Here is an 18461-nt window from a genome sequence, read left to right as displayed (position 1 = left end):
CAAGCTTACGCTAATCGACGGAGACGGAATCCTGATGCATGGTGCTCATTGCAGATTTCGGGCGACCATATTCCTGCTCGGCTTGCGTTTCGCTTTTTATATCGATTTTCCATCCTGTCAGCTTGGCTGCCAACCGGGCGTTTTGTCCTTTAATACCGATGGCGAGCGATAGTTGATAGTCCGGCACAATGACACGCGCCATCTTTTCCTGCTCGTATACGATAACCTCCAGCACTTTGGAAGGGCTGAGCGCATTTGCCACATACTCTTCCACGCTGTCCGACCACCGGACGATGTCGATCTTCTCGCCCTTGAGCTCCGTCACAATCATTTGCACGCGCATCCCTTTTTGTCCTACGCAGGAACCAACCGGATCCACCTCGTCATTGCGCGAATGAACGGCTATCTTCGAGCGGAAGCCCGCTTCCCTGGCCACTGAACGGATTTCCACAACGCCATCATAGATCTCCGGCACTTCCAGCTCAAACAGACGCTTAAGCAATCCCGGATGCGTACGGGAAAGAAAGATTTGCGGTCCTTTTGTCGTGTTCTCAACCTTGGTTATAAACGACTTGACGCGGTCGCCATGCTTGAATTTATCTGTCGGCATCAGCTCGGTAAGCGGCAGCACAGCTTCAACTTTGCCCAGATCAATGAACAAATTGCGGACATCCTGACGCTGCACGATACCGTTGACGATATCTTCCTCTTTATCGATAAACGCATTGTAAATGAGCCCCCGCTCCGCTTCGCGGATACGCTGGGTCACCACTTGCTTGGCCGTTTGTGCGGCAATGCGTCCAAAGTCACGCGGCGTCACTTCAATTTCGGCAATATCATCCAGCTGGTAATGCGGGTTCAGCTCGCGGGATGCTTCAACCGAAATCTCCAGGCGCGGATCGAAAACCTCATCCACAACCGTCTTGCGGGCATAGACTTTAATCACTCCGGTAAACCGGTTAATATCAACCCTCACGTTCTGGGCGGTGTTAAAATTGCGTTTGTAGCTGGAAATGAGAGCAGCTTCCAGCGCTTCTATTAAAATATCTTTGCTTATTCCCTTTTCCCGCTCGATTTCCGACAGTGCTTCTATAAAATCCATGCTCATTGGAAATGAGTTCCCCCTTTCGAATCGTACCATGTGTTTAGGTCATGCCTGTTATAAACCAGATGCGCGGCTATCGTATTAGAAAACGATGGCCAAACGGGCGCTTGCCACTTTCGCATATGGAATGGTGTACTTCTTTTTGCCCATATCAATGACAACTTCTTCACCGTCAAACGAAAGAAGCGTACCCTCAAACTCTTTGGCTCCGCTTACCGGCTCATAGGTTGTAACAAACACATGCTTGCCGATTGCTTTGCTGACATCTTGAGGCTTCTTAAGCGGTCTTTCCGCGCCGGGCGATGATACTTCGAGAAAATAAGCCTCGGTAATCGGATCGCTCTCGTCAAGCTTCTCGCTTATAAACTCGCTGATTCGTCCACATTCATCAATATCGATGTTGCCTTCCTTGTCGACAAAGATGCGAAGAAACCAATTGCTGCCTTCCTTCACATATTCCACATCAACAAGCTCAAATCCATGTTCGTCAAAAAAGGGCTGAACCATTTCTTCGATGACGGTTTTGATTTTCGCAGTGCTCAAAAATGATGTACCCCCCACTGCAACTGCTAGCTGCTGATTTATGCAGCTCAGTTGTCAGTCCAAATTCTGCAACTGCTAGCTGCTGATTTATGCAGCTCAGTTGTCAGTCCAAATTCTGCAACTGCCAGCTGCTGATTTATGCAGCTCAGTTGTCAGTCCAAATTCTGCAACTGCCAGCTGCTGTTTATGCAGCTCAGTTGTCAGTCCAAATTCTGCAACTGCCAGCTGCTGATTTATGCAGCCCAGTTGTCAGTTCAACTTTGCAACTGCCAATTGCATATACAAGCAATCCAGGCGCCGCATCGGCAACTGTTAATTGCGCACATATGCAATTCAGTTGCACGTAAAAAATGCTATAACTGTTGGCCGATATCATACCGGCCAATCGGTTAATCGTAACCGCAAAAAGCTATTGACAAAACGTAAAGAGTGGGTTTCCCCACTCTTCTGCGAAAAAGTCGTATCATCAGCATTGCCAGAAAGATTATACCATAACCATGATGTGGTGACAACAAAGGAATTACATACACTCTTGGAAACACAGGCATTGTACCATTGTAATCTCCAGACTATTTTAGAATAAGGACAGCTGGTTCGATTCCGGAAGGCCGCGGAAGCAGCCCATTGTTCCGAGCACTTCAATGATCGTTTTGGATGCCTTGGACTTCTGCTGAAAGTCTTCCACGGAGAGAAATTCACCTGACTCCCGCGCAGCAGCAATGTTTCGGGCCGCATTATCCCCGATTCCGGCAATGGCCGCAAACGGCGGAATAAGTGAACGATCGTCAACGATAAATTTCGTGGCGTCCGAGCGGTAAAGATCAATCGGCTTGAATGAGAAGCCGCGTGCCGTCATCTCAAGCGCCATCTCGAGCAGCGATACGGATCCTTTCTCCTTGGGCGTCGCTGTAAAACCCTTTTGCTCGATTTCAATCAGCTTGCGCAAAATCGCGTCATAGCCTTGACAGAGCAGCTCCAGATCGAAATCCTCCGCACGAACGGTAAAATAGGTCGCATAATAGGCAATTGGATAATAAAGTTTGAAAAAGGCCGTTCTGACAGCGGATATAACATAGGCGGCGGCATGAGCCTTCGGAAACATATACTCGATTTTCAGACAAGAATCAATATACCACTGAGGAACCTTGCAGTTCTTCATTTCCTCGATCCATTCCGGCGTCAATCCCTTGCCCTTCCGCACGCTTTCCGTAATCTTGAACGCAAGCCCTGCATCCATACCCGCTTTATAGATCAAATAAAGCATGATGTCATCCCGGCAGCCGATAACCGTCTTGATCGTGCAGGTACGGTTCTTGATCAGCTCCTGGGCATTGCCGAGCCAAACACCAGTTCCATGCGACAGGCCGGATATTTGGAGCAAATCGGCAAATGACGACGGCTTCGTCTCCTCCAGCATTTGTCTGACAAATTTGGTGCCCATCTCCGGAACGCCATATGTAGCTACCGGGGTCCGGATTTTCTCGGCTGAGACACCAAGCGCTTCCGAGGAATTGAACATGCTCATGACCTTCGGATCGTTCATTGGTATGGTTGTCGGATCCACGCCTGTCAAATCCTGCAGCATCCTCATCATGGTCGGATCATCGTGCCCGAGTATATCAAGCTTGAGCAGATTGCTCTCGAAGGCATGATAATCAAAATGCGTTGTTTTCCACTCGGAGCCCGTATCGTCGGCAGGATACTGAACCGGAGTGACTTCCTCCACTTCCATATAATCCGGCACAACTACGATCCCGCCCGGATGCTGGCCCGTGCTCCGTTTCACCCCGGTAAAGCCCCCGGCCAAACGCAGAATCTCGGCACCGCGCCACTTCTTGCCATGGTCTTCCTCATACTTCTTGGTATAGCCGTATGCCGTCTTCTCCGCGATCGTACCGATCGTTCCTGCCCGGAATACGTTTTCCGGACCGAACAGCTCCTTGGTGTAATTATGGGCAATAGGCTGGTATTCACCGGAAAAATTAAGATCGATATCGGGCACTTTATCGCCCTTGAAGCCCAGGAAGGTTTCGAACGGAATGTCCTGGCCTTCACCCTTGAGAGGCTTGCCGCAATTGGGACATTTTTTGTCGGGCAGGTCAAAACCGCTCGGGTAGCTCCCGTCCAGGAACCATTCGCTGTATTTGCAGGCCTCGTCCAGGCAGCTGTAGTGCGCAGGAAGCGGGTTAACCTCGGATATCCCGAGGAAAGTGGCCACAACCGATGATCCTACCGATCCCCGCGAGCCGACGAGATACCCGTCCTCATTCGATTTTTTGACCAAACGCTCGGATATCAGGTAGTTGGCTGAGAAACCGAATTTAATGATGGGCACAAGCTCTTTCTCCAGACGCTGGACGACGACATCCGGCAGTTCTTCCCCATACAGCCGTTTGGCCGTATCGTAGCATTTGCTGCGTATTTCCTCATCCGCCCCGTCGATGATGGGGGTGAACAGTTTATCCGGGAACATATCGAACGGCTCAAAGCGGTCGGCAAGCTCCGAAGTATTTCTGACCACTACCTCAAATGCCCTCGCCTCTCCGAGAAAGGCGAACTCCTCCAGCATTTCCCTGGTCGTCCTTAAATGAGCATCAGGCTTGCGGATATCTTTAAGCGGGCTAAAACCCGTAATTCCATGAATCGTAATATCCCGGAACAGCTTTTCCCTTGGCAGTAAATAATGCACATTGCCAGTAGCGATTACTGGCTTGCCCAGCTTATCGCCGATCTCGCAAACGCGGCGCAAAGCCTGCTCGATTTCGGCACGGCTGGCAACAAAGCCTTTGTCGACCAAATGCATATAGAACCCGACAGGCTGAATTTCCAGCACATCGTAATATCGCGCCACTTCCTCCGCTTCCTCCAGCGATTTATTCATAACCGCCTCGAAGAACTCACCCTTCTCGCAGCCCGAAATAATCAAGAGCCCTTCACGAAGCTCGGAGAGCTTGCTTTTGGGAATAGAGGCAACCCGCTTAAAATGCTCCGTATGCGACAGGGAGATCAGCTTGAACATGTTTTTCTTGCCGACTGCATTAAGCGCATATATACAGCAGTGGAACGGCCTCATATTTGACAAATCGAGTCCAACATAATCATTGAGCATATGTAAGCCGGTCACATTGCGTTTGGCTGCATCGCCAATCAATCCATACAGGATGCCGCCCAGCGCGATGGAATCATCGATCGCCCGGTGATGGCTTTCCAGACTTGCTTTATATTTATCGGCCAACGTATTCAGCCTGTGGTTCTTCATCGCCGGATGGAGAAAACGGGCAAGCTCGAGCGTGTCCAGCACGGGATTCTTAAATTCCGGGAATCCGTTCTGTTTGCAGGCTGCCTGCATAAAGCCCATATCAAATCTTGCATTGTGCGCGACAAGTACAGCATCGCCGACAAATTCGATGAATTCCCGCAGCTTGGGTGCGAGCTCAGGAGCATCCTGTACCATCTCGTTCGTAATATTGGTCAGCTGCTGAATATTATAAGGAATGGCTTCATGAGGATTGATAAAGGTCGAGAAACGGCCGATTTCCTTGCCGTCCTGCATTTTCACGCCGGCCAGCTCGATGATTTTATTATTGACAACTGACAATCCCGTCGTCTCGATATCAAATACTACATAGACAGCGCTCTGCATGGCTTCTTCACGCGAGTTCATCACCATAGGTATCGCATCGTTGACAACATTGGCTTCTAACCCGAACAACACCTTGACCCCATGCTTCTTGGCCGCCTTCGCTGCTTCCGGGTAGCACTGCACGTTTCCGTGATCGGTAATCGCAATCGCCTTATGTCCCCATTTGGCTGCCTGCTTGATGTAAACATCAATAGGGGTAACAGCGTCCATCGTGCTCATCGTGGAATGGAGATGAAACTCAACACGCTTCTCCTCGGCATCATCCTTGGCTTCCTTGGGAGAAACCACTTCATGAAGGTCCGAAGGCATCATCACAAGCTCCGGTTCCTGCATGAACCGGTCATATTCTACGCGTCCCCGCGCTTTGATCCATTTGCCATTGGAAAGCTGACTGAGAACTTTCACATCGTCCTTCGTCTTGGCAAACATCTTCACCGCGATAGAGTCTGTAAAGTCGGTTACATTAAAAGTAAACAGCGTGCTGCCGTTACGAAGCTCCTTCACTTCAAGGCCGAAGACGGTTCCCTGTATGGTGACCTTCTTCTCCTCCTCGAGGATATTCATAATCGGAACCGGTTCCTCACGGATATCGTAGCCGACGACCAGCCGCACATCGCCTTCCGCCACCTCAGGAGCTTCCGCGGCGGCGCTTGTCATCATCTGCTGGATTACTTCACGCTCTTCCAGATCACGCCTCTGGGCGAATTGCTCATAGGCTTCCTGATTCTTTACGCCAACTGATAACTTCACCCTGCAGGTCCGGCCGAACTGATCCTCAAAAAACTGCACGGCCATTTCATCAATCTTCTTCTTTCGTGCCAGCTCAAGTCCCATGTCGTCAAGCAGCGCAAGCGTCGCAAGCCCATTCTCTACTTCCAGCCGGGCCTTGCCCAGCCAGCCGTTTACCGAAGCATTATGCTTCTGAACCCATTCTACAAATGCCGGCCAATATTCAATCAGGAGCTCATCGGTCTTTACCCCTTCTTCATACGTGAAGCAGAAGGAGACATCTGCAAGATGGGCGAACTTGGATTGAATGGTCCGGCAAAAAACGCCAAAAGCCGCTAGAGGAACCAAAGACGTTTTGCTTATGCAAAACGTCCACTCCCGGTTGCTCCGGCTTACGATCACTTTGTCGATATATCCGTCCCCAAAATGCTCATCGGTCAGTTGCTGCGGCAGCTCTGCCTGCTTCATCATCAGCTCAAAGCGATGCCGCTTTTCCCCGGTTTGGCTCATCGTTTCCTCCCCTATTCAAGTCAAACAATCAATAAGCGCGGGCAAATACAACCGTATGCTGCGCCTTGTCTCCGCAAACGAGACATTTGGTTTTGTGCTCGGAAGGCTCAAACGGAATATTGCGGCTTGTAGCGCCGGTCTCTTCTTTGACCTGTTTCTCACAGGCTTCCGAGCCGCACCAGCCGGCAAGCGCGAAGCCGCGCTTCTCTTCCATCAGCGTCTTCATCTCATCCAGCGTCTCGACCGAATAGGAATGATCCGCACGGAACTGCTTCGCCCGCTCGAGCATGCCGCTGTGAATCTCGGCAAGCATTCGTTCCACTTCAACCACAAGATCGGCTTGAGCAACCATTCTCTTCTCACCGGTCAAGCGGGAAACCAGAACAACCTGTCCATTCTCCATGTCGCGGGGCCCAAGCTCCAGACGAAGCGGCACACCGCGCATTTCATATTCATTGAATTTCCAGCCGGGACTAACATCGCTGCGGTCGTCCACTTTAACCCGGACGCCAGCCCTTTTCACTTCCTTGTACAGCTCGTCCACACGGCCGACAACCTGCTCCCGCGTCTTCGGCGGTCCGATCGGGATCATCACGACCTGGGTTGGCGCTACCTTCGGAGGAAGCGCCAGTCCCCGATCGTCGCCATGGACCATAATGAGCGCGCCGATCATTCGGGTCGTCATGCCCCAAGAAGTCGTATGTGCAAACTGCTGTGTATTTTCACGGTCCAAATATTTGATATCAAAGGCAACGGCAAAATTAGTGCCCAGATAATGCGAGGTTCCTGCCTGGACCGCACGCCCGTCCTTCATCATCGCTTCGATGGAATAGGTATCAACCGCACCGGCAAACTTCTCCGAAGGCGTTTTTTGTCCAACGATAACAGGGATCGCCAGGAAGTTCTCCGCGAAGTCCTTATAGATACCCAGCATTTGATCCGTCTCGGCTCTTGCTTCCTCTTCCGTTTCGTGGGCGGTGTGGCCTTCCTGCCAAAGGAATTCCGTTGTCCGCAGGAAGGGAAGCGTCCTTTTCTCCCAGCGCACAACGTTCGCCCACTGATTGATGAGCAGCGGCAGGTCGCGATAGGATTGCACCCATTTGGCATACATATGACCGATAATGGTCTCGGAGGTCGGCCGGATGGCCAGTCTCTCTTCCAGCTTTTCCCCTCCGGCCTCCGTTACCCATGGAAGCTCAGGGTTAAAGCCTTCTACATGCTCCTTCTCTTTTTGGAAAAAGCTTTCGGGGATCAGCATGGGAAAATAAGCGTTGCGATGACCCGTTTCTTTGAACCTGCGGTCAAGCTCGTCCTTCATATGCTCCCAAATTTCAAAGCCATCCGGGCGGAACACAATACAGCCCCGCACCGGGGAATAGTCCATTAATTCAGACTTCTTGATGACATCAATATACCATCTGGAGAAATCCTCGCCTTGCGGCGTAATTTCCGTGACAAACTGCTTCTCTTTCGACATAACCGGACTCAGTGCTCCCCTCGTACCAATCGCAAAATGTCATTATAGGTGACGGCAAGCATAAGCAGCATCAGCATTGCAAAGCCGATGAAATGCACCATGCTTTCCCGGTTTGGATCAACCGGCCTTCCCCGGACAGCCTCAAGACCCAGGAAGATTAAACGGCTTCCATCCAGCGCCGGCACCGGTAAAAGATTAAATATCCCCAGGTACAGGCTGAGAAGCGCCGCCCATGAGGTCAGTTCCGCTATCCCCTGCTCGGCGATTTGACTGGTTACCTGCGCAGTACGAACAGGTCCGCCTAAATCATCAAGCTTGAACTCGCCAAAAATCAATTTCTTGAATCCTTGAAAAATGCTGATTGTCATCGACTTCATGGCTTTTCCCGCCAGGGTGAAGGTTTCTCCGAATCCTGCAGCCCGCGTCGGGTAAGCGGCCGTAATTCCCACCTTGCCGTCCCCTGAAGCAGGATCGGGCGCAGGTGTGAGTTTGAATGCAATCGGCTTTCCATCGCGAATGATATCCAGAGTAATCGGCTTGTTTGGGGACTCGCTGATGAGCTTGATCATTTTATCGTAATCAATGCCGATCTTCTGTCCATTGATGGAAACAATGACATCCCCTGACTTCAAATCGGCCTTCTCTGCAGGCATGCCTTTGCTTACATCGCCAATAAGCAGACGATCAGGATTATCCACGGGCACTCCGGCCATTTGGAAATAAAGCCCGAACAGCACGAAAGCCAAAATAAAATTCATCATCGGCCCGGCAAAGATCGCAATCGCCCGCTGTCCGACTGTCTTGCTGCCGAATTGACGGTCAACCGGAGCAATCTGTGTCTCCCGGTTCTTGGATATCATCTGTGCCTGAGGATCGATCGCGAACGTCTCCGACTCGCCGTCAGAGAGCAGCGTCAGCTTAAGCTTTCGTTCAATATCAATGGCTTCGACCTCGCCGCGTATAACGTTGGAACGCTCGTCAAGACGGTCCAGATACAATCTCGTCACGACATTGTCAACCAATCTGACAGCAACGGTCTGACCTGGCTGGACTTCCACCAGTTCCGGGTCCTCGCCCGCCATCCGCACAAATCCTCCTGCAGGCACCAAGCGCAGGGTGTACCTGGTTTCACCGCGTTTTATCGAGAACAGCTTCGGTCCGAACCCGATGGCAAATTCTCTCACCAAAATTCCGGCCCGCTTCGCAAAATAGAAATGACCCCATTCATGGATAGTCACAATCACGAAGAAAACCAATACCGTCATAAAGACGATCTGAATCATATGCATCGCTGCTCTAGCCTCCTGTCCGTAACGGCCTGTACTAAGATTATCATTATTCTCACGTCCGTTACAAGAGAACTAAACGTTAGATCGATGCAGCTTCCATTCGGGCCCAAGCATCCACCTCGGCAATCGCCTCCACATCCGGCACTTCCAGAACCGTGTGGCGTTCAAGCACCTGTTCGATAACGCGTTCAATATCCAAAAACGTGATCGCACCCTCGAGGAACCGGGCAACCGCCGTTTCGTTGGCCGCATTAAATACCGTAGGAGCAGACAGCCCCGCCCGGCCGCACTCATAGGCCATTCTCAGGCAGGGATATCTTGCAAAATCCATCTCCCGAAAATGCAGCGCTCCTACCTTCCTCAGATCAAGAGCTTCTGTCTGTATAGGGCGGCGCTGCGGATAAGTGAGCGCATATTGGATAGGCACGCGCATATCCGGCATGCCCAGCTGGGCGATGATACTGTTGTCCACATACTCTACATAGGAATGTATGATGCTTTCTGGATGAATCAGAACGCCGATCTGCTCATAATCCAAATCAAACAACCAATGGGCTTCAATCACTTCAAGCCCCTTATTCACCATGGTCGCCGAATCGATCGTGATTTTCGCTCCCATCGCCCAATTGGGATGGTTGAGCGCCTCCTCAACCGTTACGCCTTCAAGCTGCTGCCGAGTGCGTTCGCGAAACGAACCTCCGGAAGCGGTTAACGTGATTCCCTTTACCGCCGATCGGGCTTCTCCGTTCAAGCATTGAAAAATAGCCGAGTGCTCGCTGTCGATCGGAAGAATGGCAACTCCCTTTTCGGAAGCTCGCTTCATTACAATATGCCCTGCCGTCACCAGCGTCTCTTTGTTTGCAAGACCGATATCTTTGCCGGCTGAAATTGCCGCAAGCGTCGCATTCAAGCCCCGGCTACCCATAATGGCAGTCACGACCATGTCGGCTTCGGGAGCACCAGCAATCTCGATAAGCCCTTCCTCACCATAAACAACCTTCATGCCGGATGGCAGATGAAGCTTAGCTTCTTCCGCAAGCGCTTTTGTTGACAAACATACTGTACGCGGCCGAAATCGCTTGGCCTGCTCGATCAGCAGCCCGATATTGCCGCCGGCCGCTAATCCGATTACCTCATAAGCCTCAGGCTCGCGGCTGACCACATCAAGCGTTTGCGTGCCAATGGAGCCCGTTGAACCCAGAATCGTAAGTTTTTTCATCGTTCACCTGTCCTTCTAAGCTAACGGCAGCAGCCCGGTCAGAACCAGAAGCGGAAACACTGCTATCCAGCTGTCGCAGCGGTCGAGAACACCGCCATGACCGGGAAGAATGGATCCTGTATCCTTGATGCCGCGAACCCGTTTATAGGCCGACTGAATGAGATCGCCCAATTGACCTGCCACGGCGGCGACAAGTCCGATCAGCAGCGCCTGTCCCATGCCAAGGGCATCCGGGGCTGCCAGCGCAAACACAGCGGCGACAACAAGGGATAGCGCTACGCCCCCAAGTGATCCTTCAATGGTCTTATTGGGGCTGATAGCCGGCCACAGCTTATGTCTGCCTATCGCTTTGCCAATAAAATAAGCACCAATATCGGATGCCCAGATCGTTCCAAATGCAAGACAGGTCGTCAGCAGTCCATAAGCTTCACCGCTTCGCACTTCATACATGGACTCAAATCCGAAACCGACATAAAGAGCTCCGAGCAGCAGCAAAGCCGCGCTGTCAATCGTCATTTTGTTTTTCGTAAGTACCGTAACGGCCAGTGCCAGAAACATAAGGAGCCACAACATATGTAGAGTTTGCGGAGGAACGGTTCCAAGCTCTTCCCAGGGAATGAGCAGAAACAGCATACCTGCAAATCCAATCAGAGACGCCGGATGGTGCCATGCAAGGCCGTTCATTTTCGTGAATTCCGCATATCCGATCAATGCGAGCAGCAGCAGCAGCCCATAGAAAAACCAGCCGCCAAGAACGGTCAGAATAATAAATATGGCGCCACCAATGACGCCAGTTACGATACGTTGTTTCAAGATTAGGCACACTCCCGTACAGCCGTTTACACTCCGCCGTATCGACGCGCTCGACGTTGATATTCGCGAACGGCATCGTAAAAATGCTCGTCTGTAAATTCAGGCCAATAAACATCTGTAAACCACATCTCGCTGTAAGCAAGCTGCCAAAGCATAAAGTTGCTCAGTCTCAGTTCACCGCTGGTCCGAATAAGCAGGTCGGGATCAGGAACACCGGCTGAGAGAAGATGCTCCGTCATATGGGATTCTTCAATGTCCTCCGGATTCAGACGCCCGGCTTGCACATCTTCCCCGATTTGTCTGACGGCTTCAATCATTTCTTTGCGGCTGCCATAATTCAAAGCAAAATTAAGAACGAGTCCGGTATTATCCGCCGTCTGACGAATAGCCTCTTCTACAGCCTCAAGTGTATGTGAAGGAAGTGCCTGCTTATAGCCCATCATACGTACCTGCACATTTTTTTCCATAAGCTCTTTCAATTCAATAGCCAGAAACTCCTGTGGAAGCTTCATCAGAAATTCCACTTCCGCTTTGGGCCGCTTCCAGTTTTCAGTGGAAAAAGCATATAAGGTCAAATACTTCACGCCAAGCCGGTCGGCAGCCATTGTAATCCGCTTCACCGTCTTCATTCCGGAATGATGGCCTGCCATCCTGGGCAATCCCCTGCTCTTGGCCCATCTGCCGTTGCCGTCCATAATGATTGCAATATGCTGCGGTATGTTGTCTGTATCAAGCGTCTGCAACGGTGTCGCCGGCGCTTTACCGAATAAGGCTCTCAGTCGCTGAAACACATGTTCGTCCTCCCACCGCTAACGTCAAATTTATGCAATAAACCCCACCTGTCGGAGGGGCCGGTGAGCTTGCATTATACTTCCATAATTTCTTTTTCTTTGGAGACGAGCACCTTGTCGACTTCAGCGATAAATTTGTCCGTCGCCTTCTGAACATCTTCTTGATGGCGGCGTGATTCATCTTCGGAAATATCGGTTTTTTCGAGCTTCTTAATATCGTCGTTCGCATCGCGGCGGACGTTTCGGATGGCAACCTTGGCTTCCTCACCAAAACGCTTGGTCATCTTGACCAGTTCCGTACGGCGCTCTTCAGTCAGCATCGGTATACCGATGCGAATGGTGCTGCCGTCATTGGATGGGGTAAGTCCGAGATCCGACTTCAAAATAGCCTTCTCAATGGCACCCAGTGACGTTTTGTCCCATGGCTGAATGATGAGCGTCCGCGAATCCGGAGTATTAATATTAGCCAATTGGGCTACCGGGGTCATGGTTCCGTAATATTCAACCTGAACACGATCCAGCAGGGCTGGAGTAGCGCGGCCTGCACGAAGCGTTGAGAGATCGCGTTTCAATGCGCCTATCGCTTTATCCATCCGCTCTTCAGCGTTTTTCTTTATCGTTTGAGGCATTAATCGACACTTCCTTTCACGATGGTTCCGATTTTCTCGCCCAGCACAACCCGCTTAATATTTCCCTGTTTGGTAATAGCGAATACCACAAGCGGAATATTATTGTCCATACAAAGTGAAGTTGAGGTAGAATCCATAACGCCGAGATTGCGGTTTAGTACATCCAGGTAAGTCAACGTATCGAATTTTTCCGCCGTCGGATCCTTGAAAGGATCTGCGGAATAGACGCCATCCACTTTATTTTTGGCCATCAGAATGACCTCTGCTTCGATTTCGGCTGCACGAAGAGCAGCTGTTGTATCTGTTGAGAAGAACGGGTTACCTGTACCTGCGGCAAAGATGACGACCCGGCCTTTCTCCAGATGGCGAATCGCCCTGCGGCGTATATAAGGCTCGGCAATTTGCTGCATGGCGATCGAAGTCTGTACCCGAGTAGGCACTTCCATCTGCTCCAGAGCATCCTGAAGCGCCAGCGAGTTCATTACCGTAGCTAACATTCCCATATAATCGGCGGTCGCCCGGTCAATTCCTTTGGCAGTACCTGCAATCCCCCGCCAAATGTTCCCACCGCCAACGACTATCGCCACTTCAACCTTTAATTCTACAACTTCCTTAACTTGCTCGGCTATAGATGCAATCACTGCAGCATCGATTCCGTATCCATTATTACCCGAAAGCGATTCGCCGCTTACTTTTAATACAATACGTTTGTACACGGGACTTTGCAACGTGGTATACCTCCATCTTTGACCTTGTTTCAAGGCCGTATACTTTTATTCAGTGAACATCCATTGCTGCTATCGGGAGCTGCTTCAGGGCGATAAACGGAACTTGAACCCATGTATAAACCTATTTGAAAGATTCTTCAATGCGAGGCAATGATGCGTCTTCAAACGAATAGGCGGGGCGGACGCCCCGCCCCATCCTGGCACGTTCGGATTTATCTTTTTACTTGCGACATAACTTCAGCTACGAAGTTATCTTCTTTTTTCTCCAAGCCTTCACCCAGCTCGTAACGAACAAAGCGGCGGATCGTAATATTTTCACCGATCGTGCTGATTTTCTCGTTCAGCAGGGCCGAGATTGTTTTGTCAGGATCTTTAATGAACGGCTGTTCCAGCAAACAGAACTCTTCATAGTATTTACCGATGCGGCCATCGACCATTTTCTCAACGATATTGGCAGGTTTGCCTTCGTTCAGCGCCTGAGCTTTCAAAATCTCACGCTCTTTATCCAGTTCTTCCTGCGAGACTTCCTCGCGGCTGACGAACTTAGGGTTAGCCGCTGCAATTTGCATGGCGATATCACGGGCAAATTCGCGGAACTGATCCGTTTTTCCCACAAAGTCGGTTTCGCAGTTGATTTCTACCAATACGCCAATCCGGCCTCCGGCATGAATATAGGATTCAACAACGCCTTCTGTAGCAATACGGCCTGCTTTGTTCGCCGCTGCGGAGAGGCCTTTCTCTCTGAGAAGATCAATAGCTTTTGAGATATCACCGTTTGCTTCTTCGAGAGCCTTCTTGCAATCGAGCATCCCTGCTCCTGTTTTCTCACGTAGTTCCTTAACTGCACTAGCATTAACCGCCATCTTGATAAACCTCCTATAATTCTTGAATGTTTGCCTACTGATTTGCTTGTTGTTCCTAAAAAAAGGGCGGTGAGAGGTTTTACACCGTCTGACCACCCTTTTTCATGCTGACTCTATTAAACGAGGACTAAGCCGTCGTTTGTTCACCTTGGTTAGCTTCGACGATGGCATCTGCCATTTTAGCCGTAAGCAGTTTAACTGCGCGGATCGCGTCATCGTTGCCTGGAATGACATAATCGATTTCATCCGGATCACAGTTGGTGTCTACGATACCGACAATTGGGATACCCAGTTTGCGGGCTTCAGCAACTGCGATACGTTCTTTACGGGGATCAATGATGAAAAGCGCGCTTGGCAGGCTTCTCATGCCTTTGATGCCGCCCAGGAACTTCTCGAGGCGATCTTTCTCTTTGCGGAGAATGATAACTTCTTTTTTCGGCAGCACGTTGAATGTGCCGTCCTCTTCCCACTTCTCAAGCGTGCGCAGACGTTCAATACGTTTTTGGATGGTTTGGAAGTTAGTCAGCGTTCCGCCGAGCCAACGTTGGTTAATGTAGAAGTTGCCGCAACGCTCAGCTTCTTCTTTAACCGAATCCTGTGCCTGTTTTTTCGTGCCGACGAAGAGCATTGTGCCGCCCTCTTCCGCTACCGAGCGAACGAAGTTGTAGGCTTCTTCGACTTTCTTGACTGTTTTTTGCAAGTCAATGATGTAAATTCCGTTCCGTTCCGTGAAGATATAACGATCCATCTTTGGGTTCCAGCGACGAGTCTGATGACCGAAGTGCACCCCAGCTTCAAGCAGCTGCTTCATGGATATAACCGCCATTCTTCAACACCTCCTGTTAAATGGTTTTTTTGGTTTCCTCCGCAAATATCATTTCCCGTTAAAACTTCGACCGAGCCGAAGCACCGTTAACGAAATTAATTTGCGTGTGTTTTTAACACCGTCAATTAATATACCATATCTGCATGTCCACGTGCAACATCGTTTCCCTTGAATCTCAAGGCGTCATTATTGAAATCCATCGGTCAATAAAAAAAGAGCAAAACCTTCCGGCTCATGCCTTATTAGCCAGTTCCGCTTCAGCTTCATCCGGGGGCATCGGCTTGCTGGTAATTATCTTCTTTACCTCCTGGACAGAAGGGCTGCCTGTAAATAGAAAATAGCCTGCACGCACTTTAAGATTACGCATCAGGTCTATGAATGTGGTCTTATCCGTAATGATATTGTTCTTGTCCAGCAGCTCAGCTGCCTCCGTCAGGCTGGTATTCGGGGGAATGCGAACGATGACTCGCTTATCCACCACTGTTCCCGGATCTGCCGGTCCGTTTCCGTCCGCAGGCCTGCCACCGGCCGTCTCCTGCCCGGTTGGAGGCTGCTGTTCCTGCTGGCTGTTTCCTTCGATGGCCGAATTGGCGGCCTTCTCAGATTGCGGCTCGTTATTATCCCCTGCTGAGGGTCCGTTCTGTTCCTGCTGCCCGACAGAGCCGCTGCTGCCTTGCTGGGCATGCATCTTCTCCCGCTCCGAATCAAGCTGCTCATCAAGCTCAGACTGGGTGTACAGCTTCTCGCCGGCGTCTTCCTTTTGAAACGAATCCAGACCGCTGGCTTGCCTCTCTCCGACCATCATCAACTGCAGCAGCAATGCCCCTATGATGATTCCAACACCGAGTCCAAATAGAAATGGCCTTTTATTCATAGCGAGCGGCTTCCTCCTGTTTGGATAACTGGAGAATAAGCTGCACTTCTCCTTTATTCATCGCGAGCTTTCTGGCAATCGAGTCAACCGACTTTCCGCCGTCATGCAGCTCAAAAAGCTCCAAATAACGGCTGCGTATCGTCGGTTTGATTTCGACGGGAGCCAATGGCTCAACAAACTCGGGCACCGCCGGCTGTCCTGCTCCGGAATGGACGGCAAACACTCCATAATCAGTCTCAGCCGCGGCAGCAGGCGCTGACGAGACTGATGCCGCAGCGAGCAGAAGCTTCGCCTGGTCGGCAAGCGAGTTCTCAAGCTCGAGGCATCGCTGTTCCAGCTCCTTGATCCGGTTATCACGTCTCAATGACTGCTGACTTGTTTCCTGCTGCGCTTTGGTAACGAGATTCGCAAGATCTCGGTTGTCCGCTTCCATATTTTCCATGAACTGCTCGAGCGCCGTCTCCATATTACGTACAGTCTGTGATTGATTGTCCTGTCTGCCTCGTCTTGGTATCATTACCCCTCCGACAATAGCAAGCGCCCCCAGAAGTACAATGATCTGCCATGATTCCATTACCTTCACCTGCAATTCGCTGATTCATGCGGTCAAAGAGAGATATCAATATGTTTGCCTTTGTAAGGATGATTGTGTGCAGCCTGTTCAGAATGACCCCCTTCTTCCTGAATCGAGCCATCCCCGGCATTCCCGCGCCGCTTCTGCTTGGAGTGATTCCCTTGCTGAGGCTGGTCCTTGATACTCATTTTCACGCTCTGCTCGATCTCACTGTTTTTGCTCCGCAGCTGCTCCGTCTGTTTCACCGAATCGCCTTCGAGCCGGGTTTGATCGATGACCGGCTTTTGATTCAATTGGTTTTGAAGGTTTCCCTTCTCTTGTGTCCGCGGAATGGATACTTGCAAGTCTATAGACCGATAGGTCATCCGCTTCCCCTCCTGCACATAGCAGATCAAAGCTTACTTGAAGATATCCGCTATGATTTTAGTGATAAGGCGCTGTAATGATATCTCCATCCGAATAGCGGAACGATACGCGCTCGATAGGTTCCTTCACAAAACGCGTGTAACGTCCAATGACAATTTTGGTTCCGCCATAGATGATATTGACCGCATCCACCTTGGCGTTGTCCGTGTCCTCCAGTGATTTTTCGATTTCCAGAATCCGTTCACGAAAACCGGACATCTCTTCATTCGATTGGCGCTTGGTTGCGCCAAGCTTGATGCGCATGCCCATCTTATCCTGAGGCAGCTGCCCGGCCGCCGCCAATTGATCAAGAAGCGTCAGTGCCTTATCGGTCTTGTCCAGATTATCCATCAGCTGTTTAACCTGGCGGCGCAGTTCAAGCAGCTCGCTTCTCAGCTCAGGTCTGACCCCTACCTCAATGGCGGTTGCCGTAGACATTGTATTGCCGATCGTGCGTGCGACTACACGCTCTCCCGCCTGCACCATACCGCCAACAATCAATCCTTTTGCCCCGCTGCATACGACGCTATGTCCCGCTCTTACATGTGAGTGCATGATGCTTTGGGTTACCAGAACATCCTCCATAGCGGAAACATTTCCGTCTTGAATGAAGGAGCTTTTTATATTCTTGCCTGCCCGCACATATCCTTTATTGCTGGCCAGAATGCCGCCAGTTACCTCGATCGATCCATCCGACTCCAGCTCGGCCCCTTCAACACCGCCGATGACCCGGATATCTCCGGAAGCTTTTATACGAAATCCCGTCAGCACATTGCCTCTTACGACAACAGTGCCGACAAAATCGATATTGCCAACCCTATAGTCAATGTCCCCGTTCACCTCATATACGGGAAACACATTGATTTTGTTCTTGTCTGTCATGGTAATAAGACCGTCAATTGCTGCATACAACGCTGTTTGCTCCGGATTGACAACAACATTTTTGCCTAATTTAAAATAAGCCTCTTTGCCATTTTTACAAGGCAGATCTTCTCCAGTAACGGTTTTCCCCATTTGACCCTCGGTCGCAGGAATTTTCTCTGCGATGAGCTGCCCGCGAAGAACATTTTTCAGCTGATTCACTTCTTTAAAATCAACCTTGCCGCCTTCAATCTCGGCAGGTTTATGCTGTTCTTCCTTCATGCTCTGAATGAAACGAATGGCCCCGTCCTGCCCGTTCTTGGCCGGCAGCCCTTGTGCAATAACTGTTTGCTTATAGAAAAAAAGGCTTGGCTGCTGCGCTATCTGCTGAATCACCTCGGTTTTGAGTCCGTAAAAAATCCCGTGGCTGCGTATATATTCCTCAAGCTGGTTCGGCGAACAGGCGAATTTCTCGTCCGCTGCGTTGAATTGCAACAATGATGTCAGTTTGTCCTGCGACAACTGGACGACAATGTAAGCTTCGAGCGTTTCGGAAATTGACACTGCTGATCCCCCTTCAAA

Annotated in this window: 16 protein-coding genes; all 16 read right to left on the bottom strand. The window is 50.6% G+C overall.

Annotation, left to right across the window (positions count from 1 at the left end; translation table 11 throughout):
• Positions 1-10: 10 nt before the first annotated feature.
• The 16 genes from nusA to AC0YOB_RS14410 all read right to left on the bottom strand — a co-directional run bounded on the left by nusA (position 11) and on the right by AC0YOB_RS14410 (position 18443).
• On the bottom strand, positions 11-1108 hold the full coding sequence (gene nusA / locus AC0YOB_RS14485; RefSeq protein WP_210041129.1) for a transcription termination factor NusA: 1098 nt from the start codon (positions 1106-1108) through the stop codon (positions 11-13).
• Between the two features lie 78 nt (positions 1109-1186).
• A complete protein-coding gene (rimP, locus tag AC0YOB_RS14480; protein WP_210041131.1) occupies positions 1187-1648 on the bottom strand; it encodes a ribosome maturation factor RimP in 462 nt (153 codons plus the stop codon).
• Positions 1649-2222: 574 nt separating this feature from the next.
• Positions 2223-6530: a PolC-type DNA polymerase III gene (locus AC0YOB_RS14475; RefSeq protein ID WP_475793375.1), complete on the bottom strand. Its 4308-nt coding sequence runs from the start codon at positions 6528-6530 to the stop codon at positions 2223-2225.
• Between the two features lie 28 nt (positions 6531-6558).
• A complete protein-coding gene (gene proS, locus AC0YOB_RS14470; RefSeq protein ID WP_475793374.1) occupies positions 6559-8007 on the bottom strand; it encodes a proline--tRNA ligase in 1449 nt (482 codons plus the stop codon).
• 8 nt (positions 8008-8015) lie between these two features.
• Complete coding sequence (gene rseP, locus AC0YOB_RS14465) at positions 8016-9296, bottom strand: RIP metalloprotease RseP (RefSeq protein WP_475793373.1); 1281 nt, start codon at positions 9294-9296, stop codon at positions 8016-8018.
• A 79-nt stretch (positions 9297-9375) separates the two neighbouring features.
• On the bottom strand, positions 9376-10515 hold the full coding sequence (locus AC0YOB_RS14460) for a 1-deoxy-D-xylulose-5-phosphate reductoisomerase (protein ID WP_475793372.1): 1140 nt from the start codon (positions 10513-10515) through the stop codon (positions 9376-9378).
• A 15-nt stretch (positions 10516-10530) separates the two neighbouring features.
• Positions 10531-11328: a phosphatidate cytidylyltransferase gene (locus AC0YOB_RS14455; protein WP_475793371.1), complete on the bottom strand. Its 798-nt coding sequence runs from the start codon at positions 11326-11328 to the stop codon at positions 10531-10533.
• A gap of 26 nt (positions 11329-11354) precedes the next feature.
• Positions 11355-12107 (bottom strand): isoprenyl transferase, encoded by a 753-nt coding sequence (locus AC0YOB_RS14450; protein ID WP_379112719.1) that lies wholly within the window; start codon positions 12105-12107, stop codon positions 11355-11357.
• Positions 12108-12193: 86 nt separating this feature from the next.
• Entirely contained in the window at positions 12194-12748 is a 555-nt protein-coding gene (gene frr / locus AC0YOB_RS14445) for a ribosome recycling factor (RefSeq protein ID WP_475767696.1), read from the bottom strand.
• Complete coding sequence (pyrH, locus tag AC0YOB_RS14440) at positions 12748-13476, bottom strand: UMP kinase (protein WP_210041145.1); 729 nt, start codon at positions 13474-13476, stop codon at positions 12748-12750. The genes frr and pyrH overlap by 1 nt, the downstream gene beginning before the upstream one ends.
• 212 nt (positions 13477-13688) lie before the next feature.
• Positions 13689-14339 carry a translation elongation factor Ts gene (gene tsf / locus AC0YOB_RS14435; RefSeq protein WP_475767698.1) on the bottom strand — a complete coding sequence of 217 codons (651 nt, stop codon included), beginning with the start codon at positions 14337-14339 and terminating at the stop codon, positions 13689-13691.
• Positions 14340-14466: 127 nt separating this feature from the next.
• Positions 14467-15165, bottom strand: a complete 699-nt coding sequence (gene rpsB, locus AC0YOB_RS14430) for a 30S ribosomal protein S2 (RefSeq protein WP_210041149.1) — start codon at positions 15163-15165, stop codon at positions 14467-14469.
• A gap of 232 nt (positions 15166-15397) precedes the next feature.
• Positions 15398-16039: a hypothetical protein gene (locus AC0YOB_RS14425; protein WP_475793370.1), complete on the bottom strand. Its 642-nt coding sequence runs from the start codon at positions 16037-16039 to the stop codon at positions 15398-15400.
• Entirely contained in the window at positions 16032-16613 is a 582-nt protein-coding gene (locus AC0YOB_RS14420; protein ID WP_475793369.1) for a hypothetical protein, read from the bottom strand. Before AC0YOB_RS14420 ends, AC0YOB_RS14425 begins: the two co-directional genes overlap by 8 nt.
• A 32-nt stretch (positions 16614-16645) precedes the next feature.
• Positions 16646-16978 carry a hypothetical protein gene (locus AC0YOB_RS14415; RefSeq protein ID WP_475793368.1) on the bottom strand — a complete coding sequence of 111 codons (333 nt, stop codon included), beginning with the start codon at positions 16976-16978 and terminating at the stop codon, positions 16646-16648.
• A gap of 58 nt (positions 16979-17036) precedes the next feature.
• Positions 17037-18443 carry a DUF342 domain-containing protein gene (locus tag AC0YOB_RS14410; protein WP_475793367.1) on the bottom strand — a complete coding sequence of 469 codons (1407 nt, stop codon included), beginning with the start codon at positions 18441-18443 and terminating at the stop codon, positions 17037-17039.
• Positions 18444-18461 lie beyond the last annotated feature (18 nt).

The organism is Paenibacillus sp. JT31N17, assembly GCF_056269255.1.
This window is presented reverse-complemented; position numbering and strand designations above follow the sequence as displayed.

Coding starts and splice junctions, on each gene's coding strand:
- nusA (WP_210041129.1), bottom strand. CDS start 1,108: ATGAGCATGGATTTTATAGAAGCACTGTCGGAAATCGAGCGGGAAAAG.
- AC0YOB_RS14475 (WP_475793375.1), bottom strand. CDS start 6,530: ATGAGCCAAACCGGGGAAAAGCGGCATCGCTTTGAGCTGATGATGAAG.
- proS (WP_475793374.1), bottom strand. CDS start 8,007: ATGTCGAAAGAGAAGCAGTTTGTCACGGAAATTACGCCGCAAGGCGAG.
- rseP (WP_475793373.1), bottom strand. CDS start 9,296: ATGCATATGATTCAGATCGTCTTTATGACGGTATTGGTTTTCTTCGTG.
- AC0YOB_RS14460 (WP_475793372.1), bottom strand. CDS start 10,515: ATGAAAAAACTTACGATTCTGGGTTCAACGGGCTCCATTGGCACGCAA.
- frr (WP_475767696.1), bottom strand. CDS start 12,748: ATGCCTCAAACGATAAAGAAAAACGCTGAAGAGCGGATGGATAAAGCG.
- tsf (WP_475767698.1), bottom strand. CDS start 14,339: ATGGCGGTTAATGCTAGTGCAGTTAAGGAACTACGTGAGAAAACAGGA.
- rpsB (WP_210041149.1), bottom strand. CDS start 15,165: ATGGCGGTTATATCCATGAAGCAGCTGCTTGAAGCTGGGGTGCACTTC.
- AC0YOB_RS14425 (WP_475793370.1), bottom strand. CDS start 16,039: ATGAATAAAAGGCCATTTCTATTTGGACTCGGTGTTGGAATCATCATA.
- AC0YOB_RS14420 (WP_475793369.1), bottom strand. CDS start 16,613: ATGGAATCATGGCAGATCATTGTACTTCTGGGGGCGCTTGCTATTGTC.
- AC0YOB_RS14415 (WP_475793368.1), bottom strand. CDS start 16,978: ATGACCTATCGGTCTATAGACTTGCAAGTATCCATTCCGCGGACACAA.